This is a genomic window from Streptomyces sp. NPDC050485 (genome assembly GCF_044458185.1).
Lineage (GTDB): Bacteria > Actinomycetota > Actinomycetes > Streptomycetales > Streptomycetaceae > Streptomyces.
Genome location: NZ_JBITHR010000007.1, coordinates 51,980 through 73,303, shown reverse-complemented (window position 1 = coordinate 73,303; position 21,324 = coordinate 51,980). Strand labels below are relative to the sequence as shown.

General features: G+C 69.2%; 17 protein-coding genes, 4 pseudogenes and 2 riboswitches. Of the genes and pseudogenes, 11 read left to right on the top strand and 10 right to left on the bottom strand.

What is annotated here, in order from left to right; translation table 11 throughout:
* Positions 1–22: 22 nt before the first annotated feature.
* Positions 23–748, bottom strand: coding sequence for a hypothetical protein (locus ACIBK6_RS16355; protein WP_399051907.1), 726 nt, complete (start codon positions 746–748; stop codon positions 23–25).
* Positions 749–849: 101 nt separating this feature from the next.
* Between ACIBK6_RS16355 and ACIBK6_RS16350 the strand changes: the two genes are divergently transcribed.
* Positions 850–1,131 carry a hypothetical protein gene (locus ACIBK6_RS16350; RefSeq protein ID WP_399051906.1) on the top strand — a complete coding sequence of 94 codons (282 nt, stop codon included), beginning with the start codon at positions 850–852 and terminating at the stop codon, positions 1,129–1,131.
* 121 nt (positions 1,132–1,252) lie between these two features.
* On the opposite strand, the gene metE is transcribed toward ACIBK6_RS16350, so the two are convergent.
* The 4 genes from metE to aceA all read right to left on the bottom strand — a co-directional run bounded on the left by metE (position 1,253) and on the right by aceA (position 7,983).
* A complete protein-coding gene (gene metE, locus ACIBK6_RS16345) occupies positions 1,253–3,565 on the bottom strand; it encodes a 5-methyltetrahydropteroyltriglutamate--homocysteine S-methyltransferase (RefSeq protein WP_399051905.1) in 2,313 nt (770 codons plus the stop codon).
* Positions 3,566–3,727: 162 nt separating this feature from the next.
* A riboswitch (cobalamin riboswitch) is annotated at positions 3,728–3,945 on the bottom strand.
* A 174-nt stretch (positions 3,946–4,119) separates the two neighbouring features.
* Positions 4,120–4,989 carry a 3-hydroxybutyryl-CoA dehydrogenase gene (locus ACIBK6_RS16340; RefSeq protein ID WP_399051904.1) on the bottom strand — a complete coding sequence of 290 codons (870 nt, stop codon included), beginning with the start codon at positions 4,987–4,989 and terminating at the stop codon, positions 4,120–4,122.
* A complete protein-coding gene (gene aceB / locus ACIBK6_RS16335; protein WP_399051903.1) occupies positions 4,986–6,578 on the bottom strand; it encodes a malate synthase A in 1,593 nt (530 codons plus the stop codon). The genes ACIBK6_RS16340 and aceB overlap by 4 nt, the downstream gene beginning before the upstream one ends.
* A gap of 127 nt (positions 6,579–6,705) precedes the next feature.
* Positions 6,706–7,983: an isocitrate lyase gene (gene aceA, locus ACIBK6_RS16330; protein ID WP_399051902.1), complete on the bottom strand. Its 1,278-nt coding sequence runs from the start codon at positions 7,981–7,983 to the stop codon at positions 6,706–6,708.
* Between the two features lie 359 nt (positions 7,984–8,342).
* On the opposite strand from aceA, the gene ACIBK6_RS16325 reads away from it, so the two are divergent.
* A complete protein-coding gene (locus tag ACIBK6_RS16325; protein ID WP_399052186.1) occupies positions 8,343–9,761 on the top strand; it encodes a short-chain fatty acyl-CoA regulator family protein in 1,419 nt (472 codons plus the stop codon).
* Between the two features lie 136 nt (positions 9,762–9,897).
* On the opposite strand, the pseudogene ACIBK6_RS16320 reads toward ACIBK6_RS16325, so the two are convergent.
* Positions 9,898–10,914, bottom strand: a pseudogene (locus ACIBK6_RS16320) (short-chain fatty acyl-CoA regulator family protein); the annotation flags it as partial.
* 223 nt (positions 10,915–11,137) lie between these two features.
* Here ACIBK6_RS16320 and ACIBK6_RS16315 point away from each other — a divergent pair.
* Both ACIBK6_RS16315 and prpB read left to right on the top strand, forming a co-directional pair.
* Positions 11,138–12,655, top strand: coding sequence for an MmgE/PrpD family protein (locus ACIBK6_RS16315; RefSeq protein WP_399051901.1), 1,518 nt, complete (start codon positions 11,138–11,140; stop codon positions 12,653–12,655).
* Positions 12,655–13,560: a methylisocitrate lyase gene (gene prpB, locus ACIBK6_RS16310; RefSeq protein ID WP_399051900.1), complete on the top strand. Its 906-nt coding sequence runs from the start codon at positions 12,655–12,657 to the stop codon at positions 13,558–13,560. Before ACIBK6_RS16315 ends, prpB begins: the two co-directional genes overlap by 1 nt.
* Here the strand turns inward: prpB and ACIBK6_RS16305 are convergent.
* Positions 13,538–13,783 (bottom strand): hypothetical protein, encoded by a 246-nt coding sequence (locus tag ACIBK6_RS16305; RefSeq protein WP_399052198.1) that lies wholly within the window; start codon positions 13,781–13,783, stop codon positions 13,538–13,540. The two genes, prpB and ACIBK6_RS16305, sit on opposite strands and share 23 nt — an antisense overlap.
* Between ACIBK6_RS16305 and ACIBK6_RS16300 the strand changes: the two are divergent.
* From ACIBK6_RS16300 to ACIBK6_RS16275, 6 genes and pseudogenes are all read left to right on the top strand, one after another.
* Positions 13,676–14,579 (top strand): annotated as a pseudogene (locus tag ACIBK6_RS16300) (citrate/2-methylcitrate synthase). The gene ACIBK6_RS16305 and the pseudogene ACIBK6_RS16300 sit on opposite strands and share 108 nt — an antisense overlap.
* Before the next feature lie 158 nt (positions 14,580–14,737).
* Positions 14,738–14,811: riboswitch (cobalamin riboswitch) on the top strand.
* A 59-nt stretch (positions 14,812–14,870) separates the two neighbouring features.
* The gene (locus tag ACIBK6_RS16295; RefSeq protein WP_399051899.1) at positions 14,871–15,086 is read left to right on the top strand and encodes a CbtB domain-containing protein; all 216 of its coding nucleotides are present in this window, start codon (positions 14,871–14,873) and stop codon (positions 15,084–15,086) included.
* Positions 15,087–15,120: 34 nt separating this feature from the next.
* Positions 15,121–15,240: pseudogene (locus ACIBK6_RS16290) on the top strand (CbtA family protein); the annotation flags it as partial.
* 4 nt (positions 15,241–15,244) lie between these two features.
* Positions 15,245–15,988 carry a CbtA family protein gene (locus tag ACIBK6_RS16285; RefSeq protein ID WP_399051898.1) on the top strand — a complete coding sequence of 248 codons (744 nt, stop codon included), beginning with the start codon at positions 15,245–15,247 and terminating at the stop codon, positions 15,986–15,988.
* Complete coding sequence (locus ACIBK6_RS16280; RefSeq protein ID WP_399052185.1) at positions 15,985–16,713, top strand: (2Fe-2S)-binding protein; 729 nt, start codon at positions 15,985–15,987, stop codon at positions 16,711–16,713. The genes ACIBK6_RS16285 and ACIBK6_RS16280 overlap by 4 nt, the downstream gene beginning before the upstream one ends.
* Positions 16,714–17,388: 675 nt before the next feature.
* Positions 17,389–18,030: a polysaccharide deacetylase gene (locus ACIBK6_RS16275; protein WP_399051897.1), complete on the top strand. Its 642-nt coding sequence runs from the start codon at positions 17,389–17,391 to the stop codon at positions 18,028–18,030.
* A gap of 169 nt (positions 18,031–18,199) precedes the next feature.
* Here the strand turns inward: ACIBK6_RS16275 and ACIBK6_RS16270 are convergent, their stop codons facing one another.
* Both ACIBK6_RS16270 and tnpA read right to left on the bottom strand, forming a co-directional pair.
* Positions 18,200–18,970: a hypothetical protein gene (locus ACIBK6_RS16270; protein ID WP_399051896.1), complete on the bottom strand. Its 771-nt coding sequence runs from the start codon at positions 18,968–18,970 to the stop codon at positions 18,200–18,202.
* Positions 18,971–19,114: 144 nt separating this feature from the next.
* Positions 19,115–19,543: an IS200/IS605 family transposase gene (gene tnpA / locus ACIBK6_RS16265; RefSeq protein ID WP_399051895.1), complete on the bottom strand. Its 429-nt coding sequence runs from the start codon at positions 19,541–19,543 to the stop codon at positions 19,115–19,117.
* Between the two features lie 51 nt (positions 19,544–19,594).
* Here tnpA and ACIBK6_RS16260 point away from each other — a divergent pair, with 51 nt between their 5' ends.
* On the top strand, positions 19,595–20,809 hold the full coding sequence (locus ACIBK6_RS16260; RefSeq protein WP_399051894.1) for an RNA-guided endonuclease InsQ/TnpB family protein: 1,215 nt from the start codon (positions 19,595–19,597) through the stop codon (positions 20,807–20,809).
* A gap of 204 nt (positions 20,810–21,013) precedes the next feature.
* On the opposite strand, the pseudogene ACIBK6_RS16255 reads toward ACIBK6_RS16260, so the two are convergent.
* A pseudogene (locus ACIBK6_RS16255) lies at positions 21,014–21,268 on the bottom strand (aspartate--tRNA(Asn) ligase); the annotation flags it as partial.
* Positions 21,269–21,324: the final 56 nt, after the last annotated feature.

Here is a 21,324-nt window from a genome sequence, read left to right as displayed (position 1 = left end):
CCCATTCCGGCTCAATTCCGGCTCAGAAGATGAATCGCTTGAGCGATTGCTGATCCGCGGGTGACAGCACGTCATAGGGGAGAATCGCATTTCTCCTCGTCCCCGACGGGCTGAAGTAGCCGAGGTGGACGCTGCGGAACTTTCCGTCCGCGCAGAGCAGCCAGTGCGCGATGTCGGGGTCCGCGGGGCGAGCCTCGGCCTCCACCTGCTCCGTGATTCCCAGTTCGGCGAGCAACTGCGGATAATCGCCGCCGGGCATGAGCGCGCGGATGCGCTGCGGATCGGTCTCCGGGAACAGGCTCACGGTGATCTGGAGGTCGCCGAACTGGAGTGTCTCCCCGTCCCGTGCGCCCGCGACGAAGGACAGGGCCGGATCGTCGCCGAGCCGGGAGAACGCGGGCCGCCGAGCCGCGGACTCCCCCGCCCCGGCGAGTCGTTCCAGGTGAAGCGGTATCAGCTCGCGCACCCACGTGTTGAACTCCTGCGCGAGCACCACGGCCACGACCCGTCCCACTCCGTTCACCGTGAGGCGACGCACGATCGTCCGGTCGGCCGCGCCGTGCGAGAGCCTGCCCTGGCGCTCGTAGAGGTCGACCAGGAAGGTTCCGTACCCCTCGACCAGATCGCCGTCGCCACGGCAGCGTTCGACGTGGTTGCCTGCCAGGCAGAGCCTCGTCTCCCGCTCGAACTCCTTCATGATCTGGCGGACTTCCCCGGCATCTGGATCATGACCGTCGATATAGATCATGAATATCGCTTCTGCTTCCGCAGCGGGCACTGGCACGGTCCATCTCGCTCTCCGGCGGGAACAACGCCTACGCCGATCAAGGCTACGGTACGGTTTTCGGCATGTCCGGCTATAAGACCTATACCTTTCTGATCCAGTTCCGGAACGCGAGTGGTGAGTGGAGCAACCTCGTTGACCCCCACTCGGGAGACCTGATGCAGGGCACCATCGGCACGGTCGCCACGACGGAGGAGGGGTTCGCCGACGCGGCCAAGCGCATCCTGGGACGGTTCAACGGCATCAGCCTCAAGCGGCGCGTGGCATTCTTCGAGGGAAATCGCCTCGACGAAAAACTGTTGGCCGAGGGCGTGTTCAGGATCGTCACCGACGACGAAACCACCTGAGAGGGCAGGTGACTCAGCAGGTACTGCGCCCGCTCGGGGCCGGACAAGCGGTGACCTCACGGGTAGGAGGGTCGAGAGGGGGTGCGAGCGCCCACCCCTCGGCCCTTGACTCAGCTCAAAATCAAGCAAGTTCCGCCCGTACGGTACGGGCCGCCGTCGCCAGGTTCTCCAGGGAGGCGCGGGTCTCGGGCCAGCCGCGGGTCTTGAGGCCGCAGTCGGGGTTGACCCAGAGGCGGTCCGCCGGGATGGCCTGAAGTCCCTTGCGCAGCAAGGCGGATGCCTCCTCCGGGGAGGGGACGCGCGGGGAGTGGATGTCGTAGACCCCGGGGCCGGCTTCGCGGGGGTAGCCGTGTGCGGCCAGTTCGCGGGCCACCTGCATGTGCGAGCGGGCGGCCTCCAGGCTGATGACGTCGGCGTCGAGTTCGTCGATGGCCTGGACGATGTCGCCGAACTCGGCGTAGCACATGTGGGTGTGGATCTGCGTGTCCGGCCGTACGCCGCTGGTGGTGAGGCGGAAGGACTCGGTGGCCCAGTCCAGGTAGGCGGGGTGGTCGGCGGCGCGCAGCGGGAGGGTTTCGCGCAGGGCCGGTTCGTCGACCTGGATGACCGAAGTGCCTGATGCCTCCAGGTCGTTGACCTCGTCGCGCAGGGCGAGGGCGACCTGGCGGGCGGTGTCGCCGAGCGGTTGGTCGTCGCGGACGAAGGACCAGGCGAGCATGGTGACCGGGCCGGTGAGCATGCCCTTGACCGGGCGGTCGGTGAGCGAGTTCGCGTAACTGGTCCAGCGCACCGTCATCGGCTCGGGCCGCGAGATGTCGCCGGCCAGGACCGGCGGGCGGACGTAGCGGGTGCCGTAGGACTGGACCCAGCCGTGCTGGGTGGCGAGGTAGCCGGTGAGCTGTTCGGCGAAGTACTGCACCATGTCGTTGCGTTCGGGCTCGCCGTGCACGAGGACGTCGATGCCGGTCTTCTCCTGGAAGGCGATGACCTCGCGGATCTCGTTCTCGATGCGCTGTTCGTACGCGGCGGTGTCGATGCGCCCCGCGCGCAAGTCAGCGCGGGCCGTGCGCAGTTCGGTGGTCTGCGGGAACGAGCCGATGGTGGTCGTGGGCAGCAGCGGCAGCTTGAGGTGGGCGCGCTGGGCCGCGGCCCGCTCCTCGTACGGAGCGGAGCGGCGGCCGTCCGTGTCGGTGACGGCGGCCACGCGGGCCCGGACGGCCGGGTCGCGGGTGATGGGGGAGTGTGCCCGGGATGCCAAGCGGGCCTGGTTGGCGGCGAGTTCGGCGGTGATCGCCGAGGCTCCCTCGGTGAGGCCGCGCGCGAGCGTGACGACCTCCGCCGTCTTCTGGCGGGCGAAGGCCAGCCAGCGCAGGATCTGCGGCTCGATGTCCCGCTCGGCCGCCGCGTCGATCGGCACGTGCAGGAGCGAGCAGGAGGCCGCCACGTCGACCCGGTCGGCCAGACCGAGCAGCGTCCCGAGGGTGGACAGGGACTTCTCGAAGTCGTTGATCCAGATGTTGCGGCCGTTGACGACGCCGGCGACCAGACGCTTGCCGGGCAGTCCTCCGACGGCGGCGAGCGCGTCCGGATTGGCGCCGGCCGCCTCGGTGAAGTCGAGGGCCATGCCGTCGATCGGGGCCTTCGCCAGGACGGGAAGCGCGTCCCCGAGCCGGTCGAAGTACGAGGCGACCAGGAGCTTGGGCCGGTCGGTGAGGGTGCCCAGGTCGCGGTAGGCGCGGGCGGCCGCGTTGAGCTCGGCCGGGGTGCGGTCCTGGACGAGGGCGGGCTCGTCCAACTGCGCCCACTCGGCACCGGCCGCGCGCAGGTCGGCGAGGACCTCGGCGTACACGGGGAGCAGCCGGTCCAGGAGGGTCAGCGGGTCGAAGTCGGTGGCGATGCCGGGGGTGGGCTTGGCGAGCAGCAGGTAGGTGACGGGGCCGACGAGGACGGGGCGTGCGCTGTGGCCGAGCGCGAGGGCTTCCGTCAGTTCGGCGACCTGCTTGGTGGAGTCGGCGGTGAAGAGGGTGTCCGGCCCCAACTCGGGCACCAGGTAGTGGTAGTTGGTGTCGAACCACTTGGTCATCTCCAGGGGTGCGACGTCCTGGGTGCCGCGGGCCATCGCGAAGTAGCCGTCGAGCGCGTCGGATTCGACGGCGTCGCGGTGTCGCTGGGGGACAGCGCCGACCATGACACTGGTGTCCAGGACGTGGTCGTAGTACGAGAAGTCACCGGTCGGCACCTCGTGGATACCGGCGTCGGCCAACTGCTGCCAGTTCGAACGGCGCAGGCCCTCGGCGGTCTCCTTCAGGGCGGCGGCGGTGACGCGGCCCTTCCAGTAGCCCTCGATCGCCTTTTTCAGTTCGCGGTTCGCGCCCTGGCGGGGGTAGCCGTACACGGTGGCCCGTGCTGCCGCGGCTGCGGACTTCGCTGTCACGGAAATCTCCTTCGCGAGATGACTCCTGAGAATCCCGGAGACGGGACACGGACGCGAAGGGATGACGAACCGGACGGAGCCCACACGCGCCACTGGCACGGTGCTCCGTCTGATATGTACGCCGACCCGCCCACGAGGTCACCGGGATGTCCGCACGCGATCGGTCACGTGCGGGCAACGGGCAGGTCTTCGGACTCGTGGGCACTCTGCCGAGGCAGGTTCCTACTGGCCGTCGCTTCCCAGGTCCGCGGAGGGATCCAGTGCGTATGACGGCGGTCGTTCCCACTCACCGCTGCGGGGCAGTCCCGGATTCCCACCGGGTTCCCTCTTACGACGCGTCTGTCTGGTGGACAGGGCGAACCAGCTGCACTGGTCACAGTAGAGGGCAGATGGCATCCAGGACAGCATTGTTCATATTCCGGAATGCGAAATGAGACGCGGGCGAGGCCCCGGCGCATGGGTGAAGGGGCGCGGAGCAGTCTCAGCTATCTGCTCCGCGCCCCACTCCACAGCAGCCGCGGGCCCCTCAGCCCCCGGCGGCAGACCCGGGCCCCTCAGCCCCGGTCGTAGATGTGGAACCCGCGGCCGCTCTTGCGGCCGAGCAGCCCGGCTTCCACCATGCGCAGGAGCAGCGGCGGCGGGGCGTACAGGGGTTCCTTGAATTCCGCGTAGAGGGATTCGGCGATGGAGGCGACCGTGTCCAGGCCGATCAGGTCCGCCAGCTTCAGCGGCCCCATGGGGTGCGCGCAGCCCAGCTCCATGCCCGCGTCCACGTCGGCGGCGGTGGCGAAGCCTGACTCGGCCATGCGGATCGCCGAGAGGAGGTAGGGAATCAGCAGTGCGTTGACGACGAATCCGGCCCGGTCCTGGGAGCGGACGACCGTCTTGCCCAAGGTGTGCGTGACGAAGTCCTGTACGGCGGTGACGGTCTCCGGGGCGGTGTGCAGCGAGGAGACGACCTCGACCAGGGGCAGGACGGGGGCGGGGTTGAAGAAGTGCAGTCCGAGAACGCGGTCGGCGCGCCGGGTGGCCATGCCCAGGCGCATGACCGGGATGGCGGAGGTGTTGGTGGCGAGGATCGCCCCGGGATCCTCGACGATCTTGTCCAGGGCTGCGAACACCTCGGTCTTCACCGCCGCGCTCTCCACCACCGCCTCGATGACGAGATGGCGGTCGGCCAGGTCGTCAAGACTGCCGGTGAAGACCGTGCGGGCCAGCGCGTCCTCGGCGGTGACGCGGTCCAGCTTGCCGCGCTGGACGGCGCGTTCGAGCGAGATGGCGATCCGCTCCCGTGCGCCGCGGGCGGCGATGGCGTCTGCCTCGCAGACGACGGTGTCGAGTCCGGCGCGGGCGCAGACCTCGGCTATCCCGGCGCCCATCTGGCCGCCGCCCACCACGCCGATCCGGCTGATGACTCTGGTCATGACTGTCCCTCCAGACGGTGCACCAAGTGGCGGCTGTACGCATCGGTGGTGAAGAAGGCGGGCAACGGACCGGCCAGGGCGGTCCGTTCGAAGAGCGCGCGGACCTCGTCCACGGCGGCCCAGGGGTACTCCGCGCCGAGGGCTGCGAGTTCGTCCTCCAGGAGTTCCACTACCGTGGTGCGCTCGACGACGCGGTGTCGCAGCCACTGCCAGATCTGCACGCGGGCGATCTCGGCGGTGGCGGCGTCCTCCATCAGCCCCTGCAGGGCGACGGCTCCGCGGCCGCGCAGCCATTCGGCGAAGTAGCGCACGGCGACCGCGATGTTGGTGCGCAGCCCCTCGGATGTGGGCGGCGTACTGATACGGCGCACGGACAGGAGCTGTGTCGCCGTCACCTCGACGTCGTTGCGGGTGCGGTCGATCTGGTGCGGGCGGGTGCCGAGCACCCCGTCGAAGACCTCGCGGCAGAGCGGGACGAGCGCGGGGTGAGCGACCCAGGAGCCGTCGAAGCCGTCTTCGGCCTCGCGTTCCTTGTCGAGCCGCACCGTGGCGAAGACCGCCTCGTTGGCCTGCGCGTCGCGGCTGGGGACGTGTGCGGCCATGCCCCCGATGGCGTGCGCACCGCGTCTGTGGCACGTGCGCACCAGCAGTTCGGTGTAGGCACGCATGAACGGGGCGGTCATGGTGACCTTCGCCCGGTCGGGCAGCAGGAAGTCGGTGCGGTGCCCGAAGGTCTTGATGAGGCTGAACAGGTAGTCCCAGCGCCCGGCATTGAGGCCGGAACTGTGCTCGCGCAGCTCGTAGAGCATCTCCTCCATGGCGAAGGCCGCGGTGACGGTTTCGATCAGGACGGTGGCCCGGATCGTGCCGCGGGGGATGCCGAGGAGGTCCTGGGCGAGGACGAACACGTCGTTCCACAGCCGTGCCTCGTCGCGGCTCTCCAGTTTCGGCAGATAGAAGTACGGGCCGTACCCGGCGCGGATCTGCCGCTGGGCGCAGTGGAAGAAGTAGAGCCCGAAGTCCACCAGGGAGGCGGGCGCGGGACGGCCGTCGACCTCCAGGTGTTCCTCGGTCAAGTGCCAGCCGCGCGGGCGGACGACGATGGTCGCCAGGTCGTCGCCGAGCCGGTACTCCTTGCCATCCGGCGTGGTGAAGTCGATGCGGCGTTCCATGGCGTCGACCAGGTTGAGCTGGCCGCCGACGATGTTGTCCCAGATGGGCGAGGTGGCGTCCTCGAAGTCCGCCATCCATACCTGCGCACCCGAGTTGAGGGCGTTGACGGTCATCCGGCGGTCCGGCGGCCCGGTGATCTCCACGCGGCGGTCGGTCAGGCCGGGTGCCGGGGGTGCCACCCGCCAGGAGTCGTCGGCACGGATGCGTGCGGTGGTGAGGGAGAAGTCGAGCGGGGACCCGGAAGCCAGCCGGTCCCTCACCCGCACGCGCTCCGTGAGGATTTCCAGGCGCCGGTCCGCGAAGGCGTCGACGAGCCGGCCGATGAACTCCAGGGCCTCGGGCGTGAGGATCTCGCCATGACGGTCGCCCGGGGCGCCGAGGACCTGGACTGTACGGGGCGGAGCGGTAGTTGGCATGCAGGTCTCCTCAGCGGAAGCGGTGCGGACCGAACGGAGGCCATCGTGGTCCGCACCGGGACACGGGCCGACTGGACGGGGAGGGGCGAGCCAACAGGCCAAGGCCCTGCTCGCCCCTCCGTGCCGCCTAGTGGAACTGCTCTTCCTCGGTGGAGCCGCTGAGTGCGGTGGTGGAGGAGGCGGGGTTGATGGCGGTCGAGACGAGGTCGAAGTAGCCGGTGCCGACCTCGCGCTGGTGCTTGACGGCGGTGAAGCCGTGCTCCTGGGCGGCGAACTCCCGCTCCTGGAGGTCGACATAGGCGGTCATGCCGTGCTCGGCGTAGCCGCGTGCGAGGTCGAACATGCCGTGGTTGAGGGAGTGGAATCCGGCAAGGGTGATGAACTGGAAGCGGTAGCCCATCGAGGCCAACTCGCGCTGGAACTTGGCGATTTGATCATCGTCCAGCGCTGCCTTCCAGTTGAAGGACGGCGAGCAGTTGTAGGCGAGCATCTGATCCGGGTGCTCGGCGTGGATCGCCTCGGCGAACTCGCGGGCCTGGGCCAGGTCGGGGGTGCCGGTCTCCACCCAGATCAGGTCGGCGTACGGGGCGTAGGCGAGGCCGCGGGCGATGACCGGGGCCATGCCGTTCTGCACCCGGTAGAAGCCCTCGGCGGTGCGCTCGCCGGTCACGAACTGCGCGTCGCGCTCGTCGACGTCGCTGGTCAGCAGGTTCGCGGCGAGTGCGTCGGTGCGGGCCACGATGAGGGTGGGAACGTCGGCGATGTCGGCGGCGAGCCGGGCCGCGTTCAGCGTGCGGATGTGCTGCGCGGTGGGCACCAGCACCTTGCCGCCGAGGTGGCCGCACTTCTTCTCGGAGGCGAGCTGGTCCTCGTAGTGGATGCCCGCCGCACCCGCCGCGATCATCGCCTTGGTCAGCTCGAAGGCGTTGAGCGGGCCGCCGAAGCCGGCTTCCGCGTCGGCGACGATCGGTGCCAGCCAGTCCACCGAGTCATCGCCCTCGCTGGTGGCGATCTGGTCGGCCCGCAGCAGCGCGTTGTTGATCCGACGGACCACCTGGGGAACGGAGTTGGCGGGATACAGGCTCTGGTCGGGGTAGGTGTGACCGGCCTGGTTGGCGTCGGCGGCGACCTGCCAGCCGGACAGGTAGATCGCCTGGAGTCCGGCCTTGACCTGCTGCACGGCCTGACCGCCGGTCAGCGCGCCCAGCGCGTGGATGTAGTCCAGCTCGTGCAACTGGCGCCACAGCCGCTCGGCACCACGCCGGGCCAGCGTGTGCTCCTCGCGGACGCTGCCCGACAGACGTACGACGTCCTCGGCGGTGTGGGTGCGCTCGATGCCCTTCCAGCGCGGGTCGTTTGCCCAGTGCTGCTTCAGCTCTTCGGCCGTCGTCCCTGCCTGCGCCATGACTGTCTCCCGGAGAATCGTGAACTATGCAAAGTGCTGGCACTGAGTGCCGTACTGATCTATGGGTGCGGCCCGCAGTCTCCGTGGGTAGGCAATCGGAGCAATGTCGCCGAGTCGGGCGGAAGTGGCCGGGATCTCCGACGCCAGGGCATTGAATCGCACCCCGGTTCCGCTCCGCCCGCTGGAGTCCGGCGGGCCGCAGTACGACTCTGGCATCGGCACCCAGTGCCATCAAGCGAGAACATCTGCCAACTTCTGCGAATCTTTTCTGTCGAATTGCCAATTCTGTTAACGCTGAGAGCCTCGTCCGTGTGGCTACCATCGTGAACGGTCTGATCGGGGCGGGACGGGAGCCATGGGTGAGCAAGACGTACGCGGGAACACGGCTGCGACGGCTGCGCGAGGAACGGCGCATGAGCCAGGCCGATCTGGCCCGGGCCCTGGACATCTCGCCGAGCTATCTGAACCAGATGGAGCACGATTCCCGCCCGCTGACCGTGCCCGTGCTGCTGCGCCTGACGGAGGCGTTCGGAGTCGATCCGGGATTCTTCTCCGAGCGCGACACCAGCCGCTTGGTGGCCGACCTGCGGGACGCGCTCACCGGTGAGGTCGCCGCCGGCCGGGTGTCCACGTCCGACCTCGCGGAGCTGGCGTCCCGGATGCCGGCCGTGGCGACGGTCCTGGTCGACCTCGGCCGGCGAAACCAGCACCTCACCGAACGTCTCTCCGAAGCCGCGGAGGGGCGGGGGCCGGGAGCGCAGGCGCAGCCCCGCTCCGCGCACGAGGAGATCCGTGAGTTCTTCTACCGGCGGCAGAACTATCTCCACGACACCGACCTCGCCGCCGAACGGCTCGCTGCCGAGATCGGCGTACGCCCCGGCGAGGTCGTGCGGGCCCTGGTCGCCCGCCTGACCGATCACCATGGGGTGCGCCTGGCCGCGGACTCCGACCGGCTACTGCACCACTACGACCCGGCGGCCCGGGTCCTGCACCTGTCCGGTCGACTGCGTCCCGGGCAGCAGGCGTTCCGGATGGCCACCCAACTCGCGCTCCTCGAATACGGGGACGAGCTCTCCGCGCTCGCCTCGGAGGACTTCGAGCGGGACGCCGCCGCCTGGCCGCTTGCCCGCATCGGCATCGCCAATTACTTCGCGGCGGCACTGATCCTTCCGTACCGCCGCTTCCAGGCGGCCGCGGAGGAGTTCCGCTACGACATCGAGCGGCTGACCGACCATTTCGGCCTCGGCTACGAGACGATCTGCCACCGCCTCAGCACGTTGCAGCGGCCCCGGCTGCGCGGCGTGCCCTTCTCGTTCGTGCGGGTGGACCGGGCGGGGAACATGTCCAAACGCCAGTCAGCCACCGCGTTCCACTTCTCCCGCGCGGGCGGCACCTGCCCGCTGTGGAACGTGTACGAGGCGTTCGCCGCACCCGGCCGCATCCACGTCCAGGTCGCCGCCATGCCGGACGGACACCGCTACCTGTGGACCGCCCGCGCCGTCACCCGCCACCGCGGCGGCTGGGGCGAACCCGGCAAGACCTTCGCCATCGGCCTCGGCTGCGAGCTCCGCCACGCCTCCCGGCTCGTCTACTCAGACGGCCTCGACCTCGACAACGCCTCCGCCGCCGTGCCCATCGGCATGGGCTGCCGCCTGTGCGAGCGCACCGACTGCCCCCAGCGTGCCGTACCGCCGCTGGACCGCCGACTGGCGATCGACGAGAACAGCAGCACGTTCATCCCCTACCCCGTGGCCGGAATGCAGGCAGATATCGACTGACAGGCGGCGACAACGGGAGTCCTTTGGTCGCCTCGTCAACGACCTACGGCGTTCTGGGGTGCCCACGGCCCGCCACCCCGACCGTCCCTCCGGGGCGGACTTGTGAAGATGCCCAGGTCTCGGGATGCCGGACCGCTCAGCTGTCGCCGGACGACGTCTCCACCGGATAGGGCACATAGGTACGCCGGTCGGGGTCGACGGCAAGGCGGCCACCGGCCGGCGGCCGGGCCCGCTGGGCGCAGTCGCGGCGTTCGCAGATCCGGCAGCCGAGGCCGATCGGGGTGGCCGCGCGGGGGTCGTCCAGGGACACGCCCTCCGCGTAGACCAAGCGGTGGGCGTGGCGCAGTTCGCAGCCCAGGGCGACGGCGAATTCGGCGCGGGGCGCGTGATGCCCGGCTCCGCCGCGGGTGACGGTGCGGGCCACCCAGAAGTACCGTTTGCCGTCCGGCATTTCGGCGACCTGGGTGAGGATGCGCCCGGGTGCGGAGAACGCCTCGTACACCGTCCACAGCGGGCACGTGCCGCCGAGCCGGGAGAAGTGGAAATCGGTGGCGGACTGGCGCTTGGAAACGTTTCCGGCCCGGTCCACGCGCAGGAACGAGAAGGGCACGCCGCGGCGCCCGGAACGCTGGAGGGTACTGAGCCGGTGGCAGACGGTTTCGAAGCCGAACCCGAACCGGGCCTGCAACAGCTCGATGTCGTACCGCAGTTCCTCGGCGGCGGACTGAAATGCCGTGTAGGGCATCAGAAGGGCCCCGGCGAAGTAGTTCGCGAGACCGATGCGGGCAAGGGCCTTGGCCTGTGCGGAGGTCAGCGCGGCCGCGCTGACCAGGGAGTCGAGCAGCGAGCCGCATTCCAACAGGGTGATCTGCGTGGCGAGTTGGAAGGCGCGCTGGCCATCCGTCAGCCACGGCGACAGGAACAGCAGCTTGCTTGCGGCGTCGAAGCGGCGGGCATCGGCCGAGCGCTCGGGCGTCGCCTCCACCACCGTGACATGGTGCTCGTCGGCCAGGCGCCGCCGCAGGATGCACGTCGCCGAACGGGCCGAGTCGAGGCCCCAGTCACGTGCCGAGCGCTCCGCCTCGCTGTCGAGCGGCCCGAAGTGGTTGTGATGGGCGTAGAAGAAGTCGCGTACCTCGTCGTGCGGTTCCGACCACCGCTACCGGGACGCCTCCGAGCAGGTCGCCGCGCTCGCTTCGGCGGATGCCCTCTCATCGTCGACCACCGCCCTGCCGCCTGCACCATCGGGCGTACGGATTTCACAGATTGGAGCCGTCGCCCACGGAGCTGGATGTGGGAATGATCGGTGCGAAAGGAAGACGTGAGGCCCCCGGGTGAAGGCGGTCTCCGCCCAGCCGCACCCCGCGAGGAGTCCCGTGATCGACCACCAGGTACGCGTCCACCCCAGCACCGACCGGCTGCCCCGCGAGGAACAGCTCGCCTGGAAACTGGCCACCGTCGCCACCGGCAACCAGGAGGTCGCCGAGCCGCATCCGGGAGCCGCCGCCATGGCGGTCAACCGGGTGATCGACAATGCTTCCGTCGCGGTCGCCTCCCTGCGCCGCCGACCCGTCGCCGTGGCACGAGCCCAGGCCGTGACGCACCGGGCCACCCCGGGCGCCTCGGTCTTCGGTGCGGAACCGGGAACGCGCGTGTCGCCCGAATGGGCGGCCTGGGCCAACGGCACGGCGGTACGCGAGCTGGACTTCCACGACACCTACCTCGCCGCCGACTACTCCCACCCCGGCGACAACATCCCGCCGCTGCTCGCTGTCGCGCAGCACACCGGGCGCTCCGGCGCCGATCTGCTGCGCGGCGTCCTCGCGGCGTACGAGATCCACGTCGCGCTCGTCAAAGGCATCTGCCTGCACGCGCATCGCATCGACCACGTCGCCCACCTGAGTGCCGCCACCGTCTGCGGACTCGGGGCGATGCTGCGCCTGCCGACCGGGACCGTGTACCAGGCCGTGGGGCAGGCGGTGCACACCACGACCGCGACCCGCCAGTCCCGCAAGGGCGAGATCTCCAGCTGGAAGGCGTTCGCCCCGGCCTTCGCCGGGAAGGCCGCGATCGAGGCCGTGGACCGGGCGATGCGCGGCGAAGGGGCGCCGTCGCCGATCTACGAAGGAGAGGACGGCTTCCTGGCCTGGATGCTCGACGGCCCCCGGGCGTCGTACTCCGTCGCCCTGCCGGAGCCGGGCGAAGCGCGCCGGGCGATCCTCGACACCTACACCAAGGAGCACTCGGCCGAGTACCAGGCGCAAGCGATCATCGACCTCGCGCGGCGGCTGCGCGAGAAGATCCCGCTCGACCGGGTGCGCTCCATCGTGCTGCACACCAGCCACCACACCCACAACGTCATCGGCTCGGGCGCCAACGACCCCCAGAAGTACGACCCCGCCGCCAGCCGCGAGACCCTCGACCACTCCGTGCCGTACATCTTCGCCGTCGCCCTGGAGGACGGCACCTGGCACCACGAACGCTCCTACGCCCCCGAGCGCGCCCGGCGCCCGGAGACCGTGGAGCTGTGGAAGAGGATCTCGACGGTCGAGGACGCGGAGTGGACCCGGCGCTACCACGACCCCGACCCAGGGCGCCGTGCCTTCGGCGGCCGGGCCGTGATCACCCTCGACGACGGCACGGTCATCGAAGACGAACTCGCCGTCGCCGACGCCCACCCGGCCGGGGCCCGGCCCTTCGACCGCGCCGGCTACACGGGCAAGTTCCGCACTCTCACCGAGGGCATCGTCACCCCGGCCGCGCAGGACGCGTTCCTCGACGCCGTCGGCCGACTGGCCGAGCTGGACACGGCTGGGCTCGCGGACCTCTTCCCCGCCGTCGACACCAGCATGGTCGCCGCGTACGACGCCGAGCTCCCGAAGGGGCTGTTCTGATGCTGCACACCCGCACCACACCCGCTCAGCGCCGCACGACACTGCGTCAACGGCTCGCTTCGGGGCGGCTGTTGCCGATGCCGGGGGCGATCAACCCGTACTCGGCGAAGCTGATCGAGCAGCACGGGTTCGAGGCCACCTACCTCTCCGGCGCCGTGCTCGCCGCCGAGCTGTGCCTGCCGGACATCGGGCTGACCGCATCCACCGAGATCGCGGCCCGCGCCCAGCAGGTCACCCGCGTCACCGACCTACCGGTGCTCATCGACGCCGACACCGGATTCGGCGCACCCGTCAACGCCGCGCGCACCGTACAGCTCTTCGAGGACGCGGGGCTCGCCGGGCTGCACCTGGAGGACCAGGTCGGCGTCAAGCGCTGCGGGCACCTCGACGGCAAGACGCTCGTGACCCGCGACGAGATGGTCCAGCGGGTCCGCGCCGCGGCCGACGCCCGGCGCGACGACGACTTCCTCCTGATGGCCCGAACCGACGCACGCGGAGTCGAGGGCTTGGCCGCCGCGATCGAGCGGGCGAAGGCATACGTCGACGCCGGCGCCGACGCGATCTTCCCCGAAGCCCTGGCCGACGAGGCCGAGTTCGAGACGTTCCGCAAAGCCCTCGACGTGCCGCTGCTCGCCAACATGACCGAGTTCGGCAAGGGCTCCCTGCTGACGACGGGCGCCCTGGAGAACCTCGGATACAACATCGCCCTCTACCCGGTCACGTTGTTCCGGCTCGCGATGGGCGCCGTCGAGGACGGGCTGCGGACGCTGGCCGCCGAGGGCACCCAGGAGTCCCTGCTGCCCCGCATGCAGACCCGCTCCCGGCTCTACGAGGTGCTCGGCTACGAGGAGTACACGGCCTTCGACTCGGCCGTCTTCGACTTCACCCTCCCGCCCGGCACCTGACACCGCTCCGCCCGGCCCGCACCCACTGCTGGAGGACCGCCCCATGACCACCGCCCCGCTCGTCGCCCCCGACATCCACCGCGGCCTTGCCGGAGTATTTGTCGACACCACCGAGATCTCCACCGTCATCCAGGAGACCAACTCCCTTACCTACCGCGGCTATCCGGTCCAGGAGCTCGCCGCCCGCCGCTCCTTCGAAGAAGTCGCCTACCTCCTCTGGCACGGCGAACTTCCCGACGCCGGACAGCTCGGCGAATTCCGGGCCCGTGAACGCGCCTTGCGGCCCTTGGACCGCACCACCGCGGAGATGCTGGCCCGGCTGCCCGAGACCTGCCACGGTCGGCGGCGACCACCGTCGGCAGAACTTCTTCCACATGTGCTTCGACCGGATTCCCGAGCCCGAAGTGGTCCGCTGCTTCGAGGTCTCCCTCATCCTCTACGCCGAACACAGCTTCAACGCCTCGACGTTCACGGCCCGCGTCGTCACCTCCACCCTGTCCGACCTCTACAGCGCGGTCACCGCCGCGATCGGCGCCCTCAAGGGGCCCCTGCACGGTGGCGCCAACGAGGCCGTGATGCACATGCTCAACGAGATCGGAGACCCCCGAAGGGCCGAGGAATGGCTGGATGAGTCCCTCGCCTCGAAGCGCAAGATCACGGGCTTCGGCCACCGCGTCTACCGGCACGGTGACTCACGTGTCCCGATCATGCAGGAGGCCACCGACCGGCTCGTCGCCCGCGCCGCCGACCCCGAGGTCACCCGGCAGGCCACCCTGCACGCCGCCCTTCGCCACGCCATGATCACAGGCAAGGGCATCCACCCCAACCTCGACTACCCGGCCGGGCTCGCCTACCACCTGATGGGCTTCGACATCCCCGCCTTCACTCCGATCTTCGTGATGAGTCGCATCACCGGCTGGACGGCCCACATCACGGAACAGCTCGCCCACAACGCACTGATCCGGCCACTGGCGTCCTACGCCGGGCTGGAGCAGCGGGCGGTCCCGGCGGCCTCGTAGCGGAGAGACTCACGTACGGGCGGAGGGCGGCACCTGCCACCTCGTCCGGGCGGACCCCACGGTGCCTTTCTGGCCCAGCCCCTGAACGAGGCTTGAATCAGACTTGATTGACGGGCAGGAGAAACCGGCCATGCAGTCGACATGTAGTGATGGCATAAGGAAGCTGGTGGAACTCCAGCACGGTCGCGCCACTGTGAGCCAGCCACCGAGAGGTGGCTGACGAGTCAGACACTGAGCCCTCACTCCGCCCGTATTCGCAAGGGACGCACGATCCCACAAGGAGGGCTCGCCTTGAGCAGCATTTCCGCACCTCGCCCGGTGTCCACCCCGGTTGTCCTGCCCGTCTCGAAGTCCATCGTCTGGCTGGTCGGCACCGCCCTGGTCGCGCTGGCCATCTACTACTTCATCGGCGTCGACCAGGGTGCTGTGTCGGTATTCGGCAACGACATGCACATCCACGAGTTCGTCCACGACGGTCGCCACTTCCTCGGCTTCCCCTGCCACTGACCCCGCCGGCACCTGGACGTACGGACAACTCGACATGGAAAAGAAGCTCATACTGCGCGGCGTGCTCGCCGGCGCAGTCGCGGGCCTGCTCGCATTCGTCTTCGCGCGAATCTTCGCCGAGCCACAGATCACCAAGGCCATCGACTACGAGAGCGGCCGTGACGCCGCCCAGGCCGCCCTGGACAAGGCGGCCGGTCTGCCCGCCAGTCCCGCCCGGTCCCGACCTTTTCAGCCGCACCATCCAGGCCAACGTCGGCATCGGTGTCGGCCTGGTCTTGTTCGGGATGGCGATGGGTGCCCTGTTCGCCGTCGCCTACGCGGTGTGCCTGGGCCGCACCGGTGGCCTGCGAGCCCGCTCCCTGGCGCTGCTCGTCGCCGGTGGCGGATTCCTCGGCATGTACCTGGTGCCGTTCCTGAAGTACCCGGCCAACCCGCCCGCCATCGGCCACGAAGAGACCATCCAGCAGCGCAGCGCCCTGTATCTGATCATGGTCGTATGCTCCATCGCCTTCCTCGCGGGAGCCGTCTGGCTCGGCAAGCGGCTCCAGTCGCGCTTCGGCAACTGGAACGCCACTCTCCTCGCTGTCGGCGCGTTCGTCATCGCGATCGGGATCGTCATGCTGATCCTGCCCCCGCTCGGGCACCTCGCGGACAACAAGGCCAATTTCGGAAATCAGGCCACCGAGACCCCGCTGCCTCTGACCGACCCCAAGGGCAACATCGTCTTCCCCGGCTTCCCGGCCGATGTGCTGTTCGCCTTCCGCTTCTACTCCGTGGGCGCGCAAGCCATCCTCTGGGCAGCCATCGGCCTGGTCTTCGCCCCCTTGGCCGAGCGCCTGCTCCGGCCCGTGCGTCCGGACGCCACCGCGCCCTCGCAGGAGCCGGACCCCGTCCCGGCATGACCAGCACTACGGCGAGCGCGGTGATCGAGGAGATCGCCGCGCTCGGCCCGTTCTTCGCCGTCCAGGCCCACCCGCCCGGCACGGAGCCGTACGGGCCCTGGCGGCCGATGTCCCGCCTGCTGCTCGAATCCCGGGTGACAGGCACACGGGACTGGCTGGCCGCGGCCGGCGGGCAGCCGCCCGACGCCGTCGAGACCCGGGTCGCGGCATCCGTCGCCCACCTCGGGCTGGCCGCCCGGCTGGTCTCCCCGGCGCTGGCCGCCGCCGTGCTGCACGGCATGGTCATCGCCCCCGGCCTCGCGGATCTGCGATTCCAGACCGCGATCGGCGGACCGGCCCCCTTGTCGCTGCCCGACGACGTCTTCGTCGGCGGCCCCGCAGCTGCGCCGACCCGACTCGCCAACGAGCTGAGCGGCCGTCTGCTGGACGGCCCGCTGCGCGAACTCGCCGACGCCATGAAGGCGTTCTCGGTCTCCCGGCACATCCTGCGGGGCAATACCGCCTCGGCCGTCAACGGAGCGGCGACCATGATGACGGCAGCCCGCCCGGATCTCGCTGTACGGACCCGCACCATCACCGCGCTCCTCCTGGCGCGGCCCCCACTGCGCGACGCCAGTGTCACGACGCCCGACGGAGCGTTCCGGCGTCGCAGTTGCTGCCTGATCTACCGCGCCGCGCCCGGGGGCAAGGGGGCCCTGTGCGGGGACTGCGCACTGTCCCGCTGACCACGGCCACTCACTCGGCCGCTCGCACCCCAAGAGGCATCACCGTGAGTCGACCCCCCAAGCCACGCAGAATCGTCCTGGACGGCGTACACGCCGTCGCGCTCACACCGGAGGGGTACGACCGTCTCGCCCTGGCCCGCCGCCAACTCGGCGGTCAGAGCTCACGCATGAGTCGCCTGAGCCGTGACTTATCCCTGGCCATCCGCCTCCTGGAAGAGACCAAAGGCGTTCTCTGCGACGCCGCCGACGGCGACTGCCCTGCCGGGCCATCGGAGCAGGAGCCCGGTCACCTCTGCTGCCGGATTCAGGCACTGCTCGACTCGCCCCGATTCGTCGCGAGCACTGACTCGTCCATCCCGGACGCCCGAAGCTTCGACGACGCACCCGCGGCGCCACCGGTGACCGGTGACCGGTAACTGGTGGCGCGCTCTGCACGGTTCACGCGCGGGCGGCAGCGGGCGGGGCGAGGGGCAAAGATGGCGATCCGTCAACGTGCCATATTTCAAAGGTGGTTGGACCGGCAGCGGTTGAGGCACACCGGCCGGTGGCGGCACAAGCTCCCGGAGCGCGCCATGCCGGGGCTGGTCTCAGCCGTAACCACGGCAAACTGTTGTTCCCCTTCTTGGTACGCAGGTACAGATATGCGCGACCAGTCGGTACAAGGAGGGGAAAGTCATGAAGAAGACCATGAAGAAGACCATGGGGAAGACTGCCGGTGTCGTCCTGGGGCTGACGTTGGCGGGCGTCCTGGGGGGCACGGGTGTGGCCGAGGCCCAGGCTCAGCCGTCGGTCCCGGCTCCGGCCGCTGCCCCGGCCGTCAGCAAAGCGGGCGCGCACGGTTCGACCGTCGAGGCGCCTGCCTCGGTGGTCGCGGAGCTCAAGGCGGCGACGAGCAGAGCCCGCGCTTCGCTGTCGCCGAACGCCCGGGTGATCTGTTACGCCGCCCACGTCCAGGACATCGGCTGGCAGTCGGCGGTCTGTGACGGCAGCGTGGCGGGGACGACCGGCCAGAGCCGCCGGATGGAGGCGCTGGCGATCTCGACCAGTGGCGTCGGCGGTGTCTGCGCCAACGCCCACCTGGCCGACATCGGCTGGCAGGGCTGGGCGTGCGGCCGGGACGGCGATGTCGTGACGGTCGGCACCACCGGCCAGTCGCGGCGGATGGAGGCGCTGGGCGTCCAGGTCGGCTCGGGCAGCGTGGGGGCACAGGCGCATGTGGAGGGCTACGGCTGGCTGAGCTCGGCCAGCGGAAACCCGGTCTACGTGGGAACCACAGGTCAGTCACGGCGTATGGAAGCCGTACGCATCTGGGTCTGACGCACGGCGGCCTGATGGCTGATGGCTGACTGGGGTGGTGCCGGTCCGCGGCCGGCACCACCCTTGTCGGAACCGTCGAACCTGCCAGTGTAGGCCCATGCCTGACCGACCCCTGTTTCGAGAGCCTCGAAGGGCTACGGGACACCGGCACGTCAGCCATCGCCCCCTGCTAACAGGTGCCTATCGGCATGCTGGTGGTGGCTCGTTCCGCATCGTTCGTGTCGAGGTGTCGGGTGAACTGGTAGCACTGTGCGGCTGTTGCGGATACGTCCCGTTGGGCGCGGACGAGGATGGAGATGGTGGCCGTCTGTCCGTGGCGCGCGGTGTCTTTCACGATGTATGTGTCGTATTGGTGGGTAGGGTCTAGCGCTTGAGTCACTTCTGTGCGGGTGAGTTGGGCGGCGGGCATGTTCTTGACGCGGTTCTTTGCCAGGGTCGCTCGATGGTCGATCGTCTGGCCTGGGCTGCAGACGTGCTCGTCCTGTTCCGTCATGGTCGTCGTCCAGCTCGCGCCGGTGCCGCGGGTGGAGGTGAATCTGAAGCAGCGGTTTACTGTGACGGGGTCGCCGCCGGGCAGGAGCACTTCCTCGTTGTAGGCGGCGGACCGAGACGCGGTGGCGGTGAATGTGCGGCGGGACGCGTCGTAGGTGATCAACGGCGCGTGCGTGTGCTGCCAGATGACACCTGTCAGGGTGTCGGTGTCCGCGGTGCCGCTGGTGTTGAGAGCGTGGGTGGTGTCGGTCGTCGCGTGTCGGGCTTGGTCGAGGATCGAAGCGAGGGCGGCTTGCTTACGCTGATCATTGACGTGGCTGGTATGCCAGACCGAGTACCAGAAGTAGGCGAGCAGACCGGCTGGGATGAGCAGCAGGATGAGGCAGCTGGTGGCCGCCCGCCGGGTGAACCGCCGTGCGGCGAAGGGGCTGTTGGTCGTGTGTGTCATCAGCCGCCCGGGTAGCCGATGTCGGCCGGCGTCTGGTCCATCCCTTGATCTTCGCAGGGAATCCCGGACTTTAGGCCGGGCGGGAATGCGATCCTTCGCCCGGGGGGCGAAGCGCCGGAGTTCTCTGCGCCTCCGGGGTGACGGTCAGGTCGGCCGTTTCTGGTTCTCGATGTACTTCCGGACGATGCTCAGTGGTGCCCCGCCGCAGGAGCCCACGAAGTATGAGGGAGCCCAGAAGACGGATCCCATGCCGATCCGGTTGATCCGGCCGGTGTACTCGGCCCGCAGGTAGCGGGAGCTGACGCCCTTCAGGCTGTTGACCAGTTTGGACAGTGCGACCTTCGGCGGGTAGTGCACGAGGAGGTGCACGTGGTCGCCCTCGCCGTTGAACTCTCTCAGCTCGGTCTCGAACTTCTCGCACACGTCCCGCATGACCGCCTCGCAGCGGTTCAGCATGTCGTCGTTGAAGACCTCGCGTCGGTACTTGGTGACGAACACCAAGTGGGCGTGAAGGTTGTAGATGACGTGGTTTCCCCGGCGGATATCAGGGTCTGATTGCCAGCGTGGTGACATCCACCAAGTGTATTGTCATCAGGCGAACTCAGTTGAAGGGGGGTGGGCCTGGTGATCCGTGCGTACACGTTTCTCATGCGGCCCACCGTGGGCCAGCGGGTCGCGCTCGCCGAGATGCTGCGGGATCACTGCTCGCTCTATAACGGGGCCTTGCAAGAGCGCCGCGACGCCTACCGGCACGCCTCCAAGACGTCGGTCACGTACGGGCAGCAGTCCGCCCAGCTCAAGGAGATCAGGGCCTTCGACCCGGAACGTCAGGGCCGGTGGTCCTTCTCCAGCCAGCAGGCCACCCTGCGCCGTCTCGACAAGGCGTTCGCCGCGTTCTTCCGCCGGGTCAAGTCCGGCGACACGCCGGGCTACCCGCGCTTTCGCGGGGTGAACTGGTTCGACACGGTGGCCTTTCCCAAGGACGGGGACGGCTGCGGGTGGGACTCCACCCCACACGACCCGGTCACCCGTGTCCGCTTCCAGGGCATCGGGTACGTCAGAGTCAACCAGCACCGGCCGGTGGTCGGCAACGTCAAGACCATCTCCGTCAAGCGCGAGGGCAAGCACTGGTATGTCGTCCTCACCGCCGAACAGGCACAGCCCGAACCATTGCCCACGACCGGCAGCGTGGTCGGCATCGACCTGGGCATAGTCAACTTCCTCGCCGACTCCGATGGCGCGTTCGTTCCCGGCCCGCGTCTCGGCCGGAAGGCTGCCGCGAAGCTCGAAGCCGCACAGCAGGCCCTGGCCCAGTTCCCTCGTGTGCGTCGGGACAAGCGGACCGGCAACCACCGGCGGGCTGTTGAACGCGTCGCCGACCTGCACCGCAGGGTGCGCCGTCAGCGCCTGGACCACGCGCACAAGACTGCTCTTGATCTCGTGCGGGAACACGATTTCATCGCGCACGAAGATCTCAAGATCCGCAACATGGTCAAGGCTCCCGGGCCGAAGCCCGACGCCGAGACGCCGGGCGGTTTCATGCCTAACGGGGCCTCCGCGAAGGCCGGGCTCAACCGGTCGGTCAACGATGCCGGATGGGGGGTGTTCCTGACGATCCTGCACGCCAAGGCTGAAAGCGCCGGACGGGAAGTGATCGCCGTGGACCCCCGCAACACTTCCCGGACATGCCCCGAATGCGGGCACGTCGCCAAGGAGAACCGGCCCACCCAGGAGAAGTTCCACTGCGTCTCGTGCGGCCACACCGCGCACGCGGACACAGTGGGCGCACTCAACGTTCTACGGGCCGGGCTGGTCCGTTGCGAAGCCCAACCGGCATAGCGAGAAGCCCCCTCGTTTACGAGGGGGAGGAGTCACGACCTGAGGGTACGTCGAGGTGCCCGAGCTCTTCGGGTGGAACGACCCAAGACTGACGCAAACGCCGGCGACGGGGATACAGGGAATCGGGTTGGCCGGGTCTCCCTGTCCGCGCTCGCGGCTGCTGGTGCCGATGTGGTGCTGGAGAACCTCGAAGACGGCCGGCGTCTGCGCGGCGGGTCGGCGGCGGACGTCCAGGATTCGGCAGTCCAGGCGCTGTTCCAGACCGGTGTGCTCGTCGATCGGCAGCGGCGTGGCGGCCAGGTTCAGCACCTCCACCTGCCCGGGACGATCTCCAGACCGCCGAGCTTCACCTGGGCGGCGTCGACGAGGCGGCGGGTGATGCGTACGGCGGATTCCGGGGTGAGGGCTTCGAGCTGGGCTTCCAGCGGGCCCGCCGTCGCGCTGGTGGGTCACCTGCACTCTCGCCTCGCGTGATCCCTGGGCTACTCGTCTCCATCTCACGTGCGTGACAAATG

Coding starts and splice junctions, on each gene's coding strand:
- ACIBK6_RS16355 (WP_399051907.1), bottom strand. CDS start 748: ATGATCTATATCGACGGTCATGATCCAGATGCCGGGGAAGTCCGCCAG.
- ACIBK6_RS16350 (WP_399051906.1), top strand. CDS start 850: ATGTCCGGCTATAAGACCTATACCTTTCTGATCCAGTTCCGGAACGCG.
- ACIBK6_RS16340 (WP_399051904.1), bottom strand. CDS start 4,989: ATGACCAGAGTCATCAGCCGGATCGGCGTGGTGGGCGGCGGCCAGATG.
- aceB (WP_399051903.1), bottom strand. CDS start 6,578: ATGCCAACTACCGCTCCGCCCCGTACAGTCCAGGTCCTCGGCGCCCCG.
- aceA (WP_399051902.1), bottom strand. CDS start 7,983: ATGGCGCAGGCAGGGACGACGGCCGAAGAGCTGAAGCAGCACTGGGCA.
- prpB (WP_399051900.1), top strand. CDS start 12,655: ATGCTGCACACCCGCACCACACCCGCTCAGCGCCGCACGACACTGCGT.
- ACIBK6_RS16280 (WP_399052185.1), top strand. CDS start 15,985: ATGACCAGCACTACGGCGAGCGCGGTGATCGAGGAGATCGCCGCGCTC.
- ACIBK6_RS16275 (WP_399051897.1), top strand. CDS start 17,389: ATGAAGAAGACCATGAAGAAGACCATGGGGAAGACTGCCGGTGTCGTC.
- ACIBK6_RS16270 (WP_399051896.1), bottom strand. CDS start 18,970: ATGACACACACGACCAACAGCCCCTTCGCCGCACGGCGGTTCACCCGG.
- tnpA (WP_399051895.1), bottom strand. CDS start 19,543: ATGTCACCACGCTGGCAATCAGACCCTGATATCCGCCGGGGAAACCAC.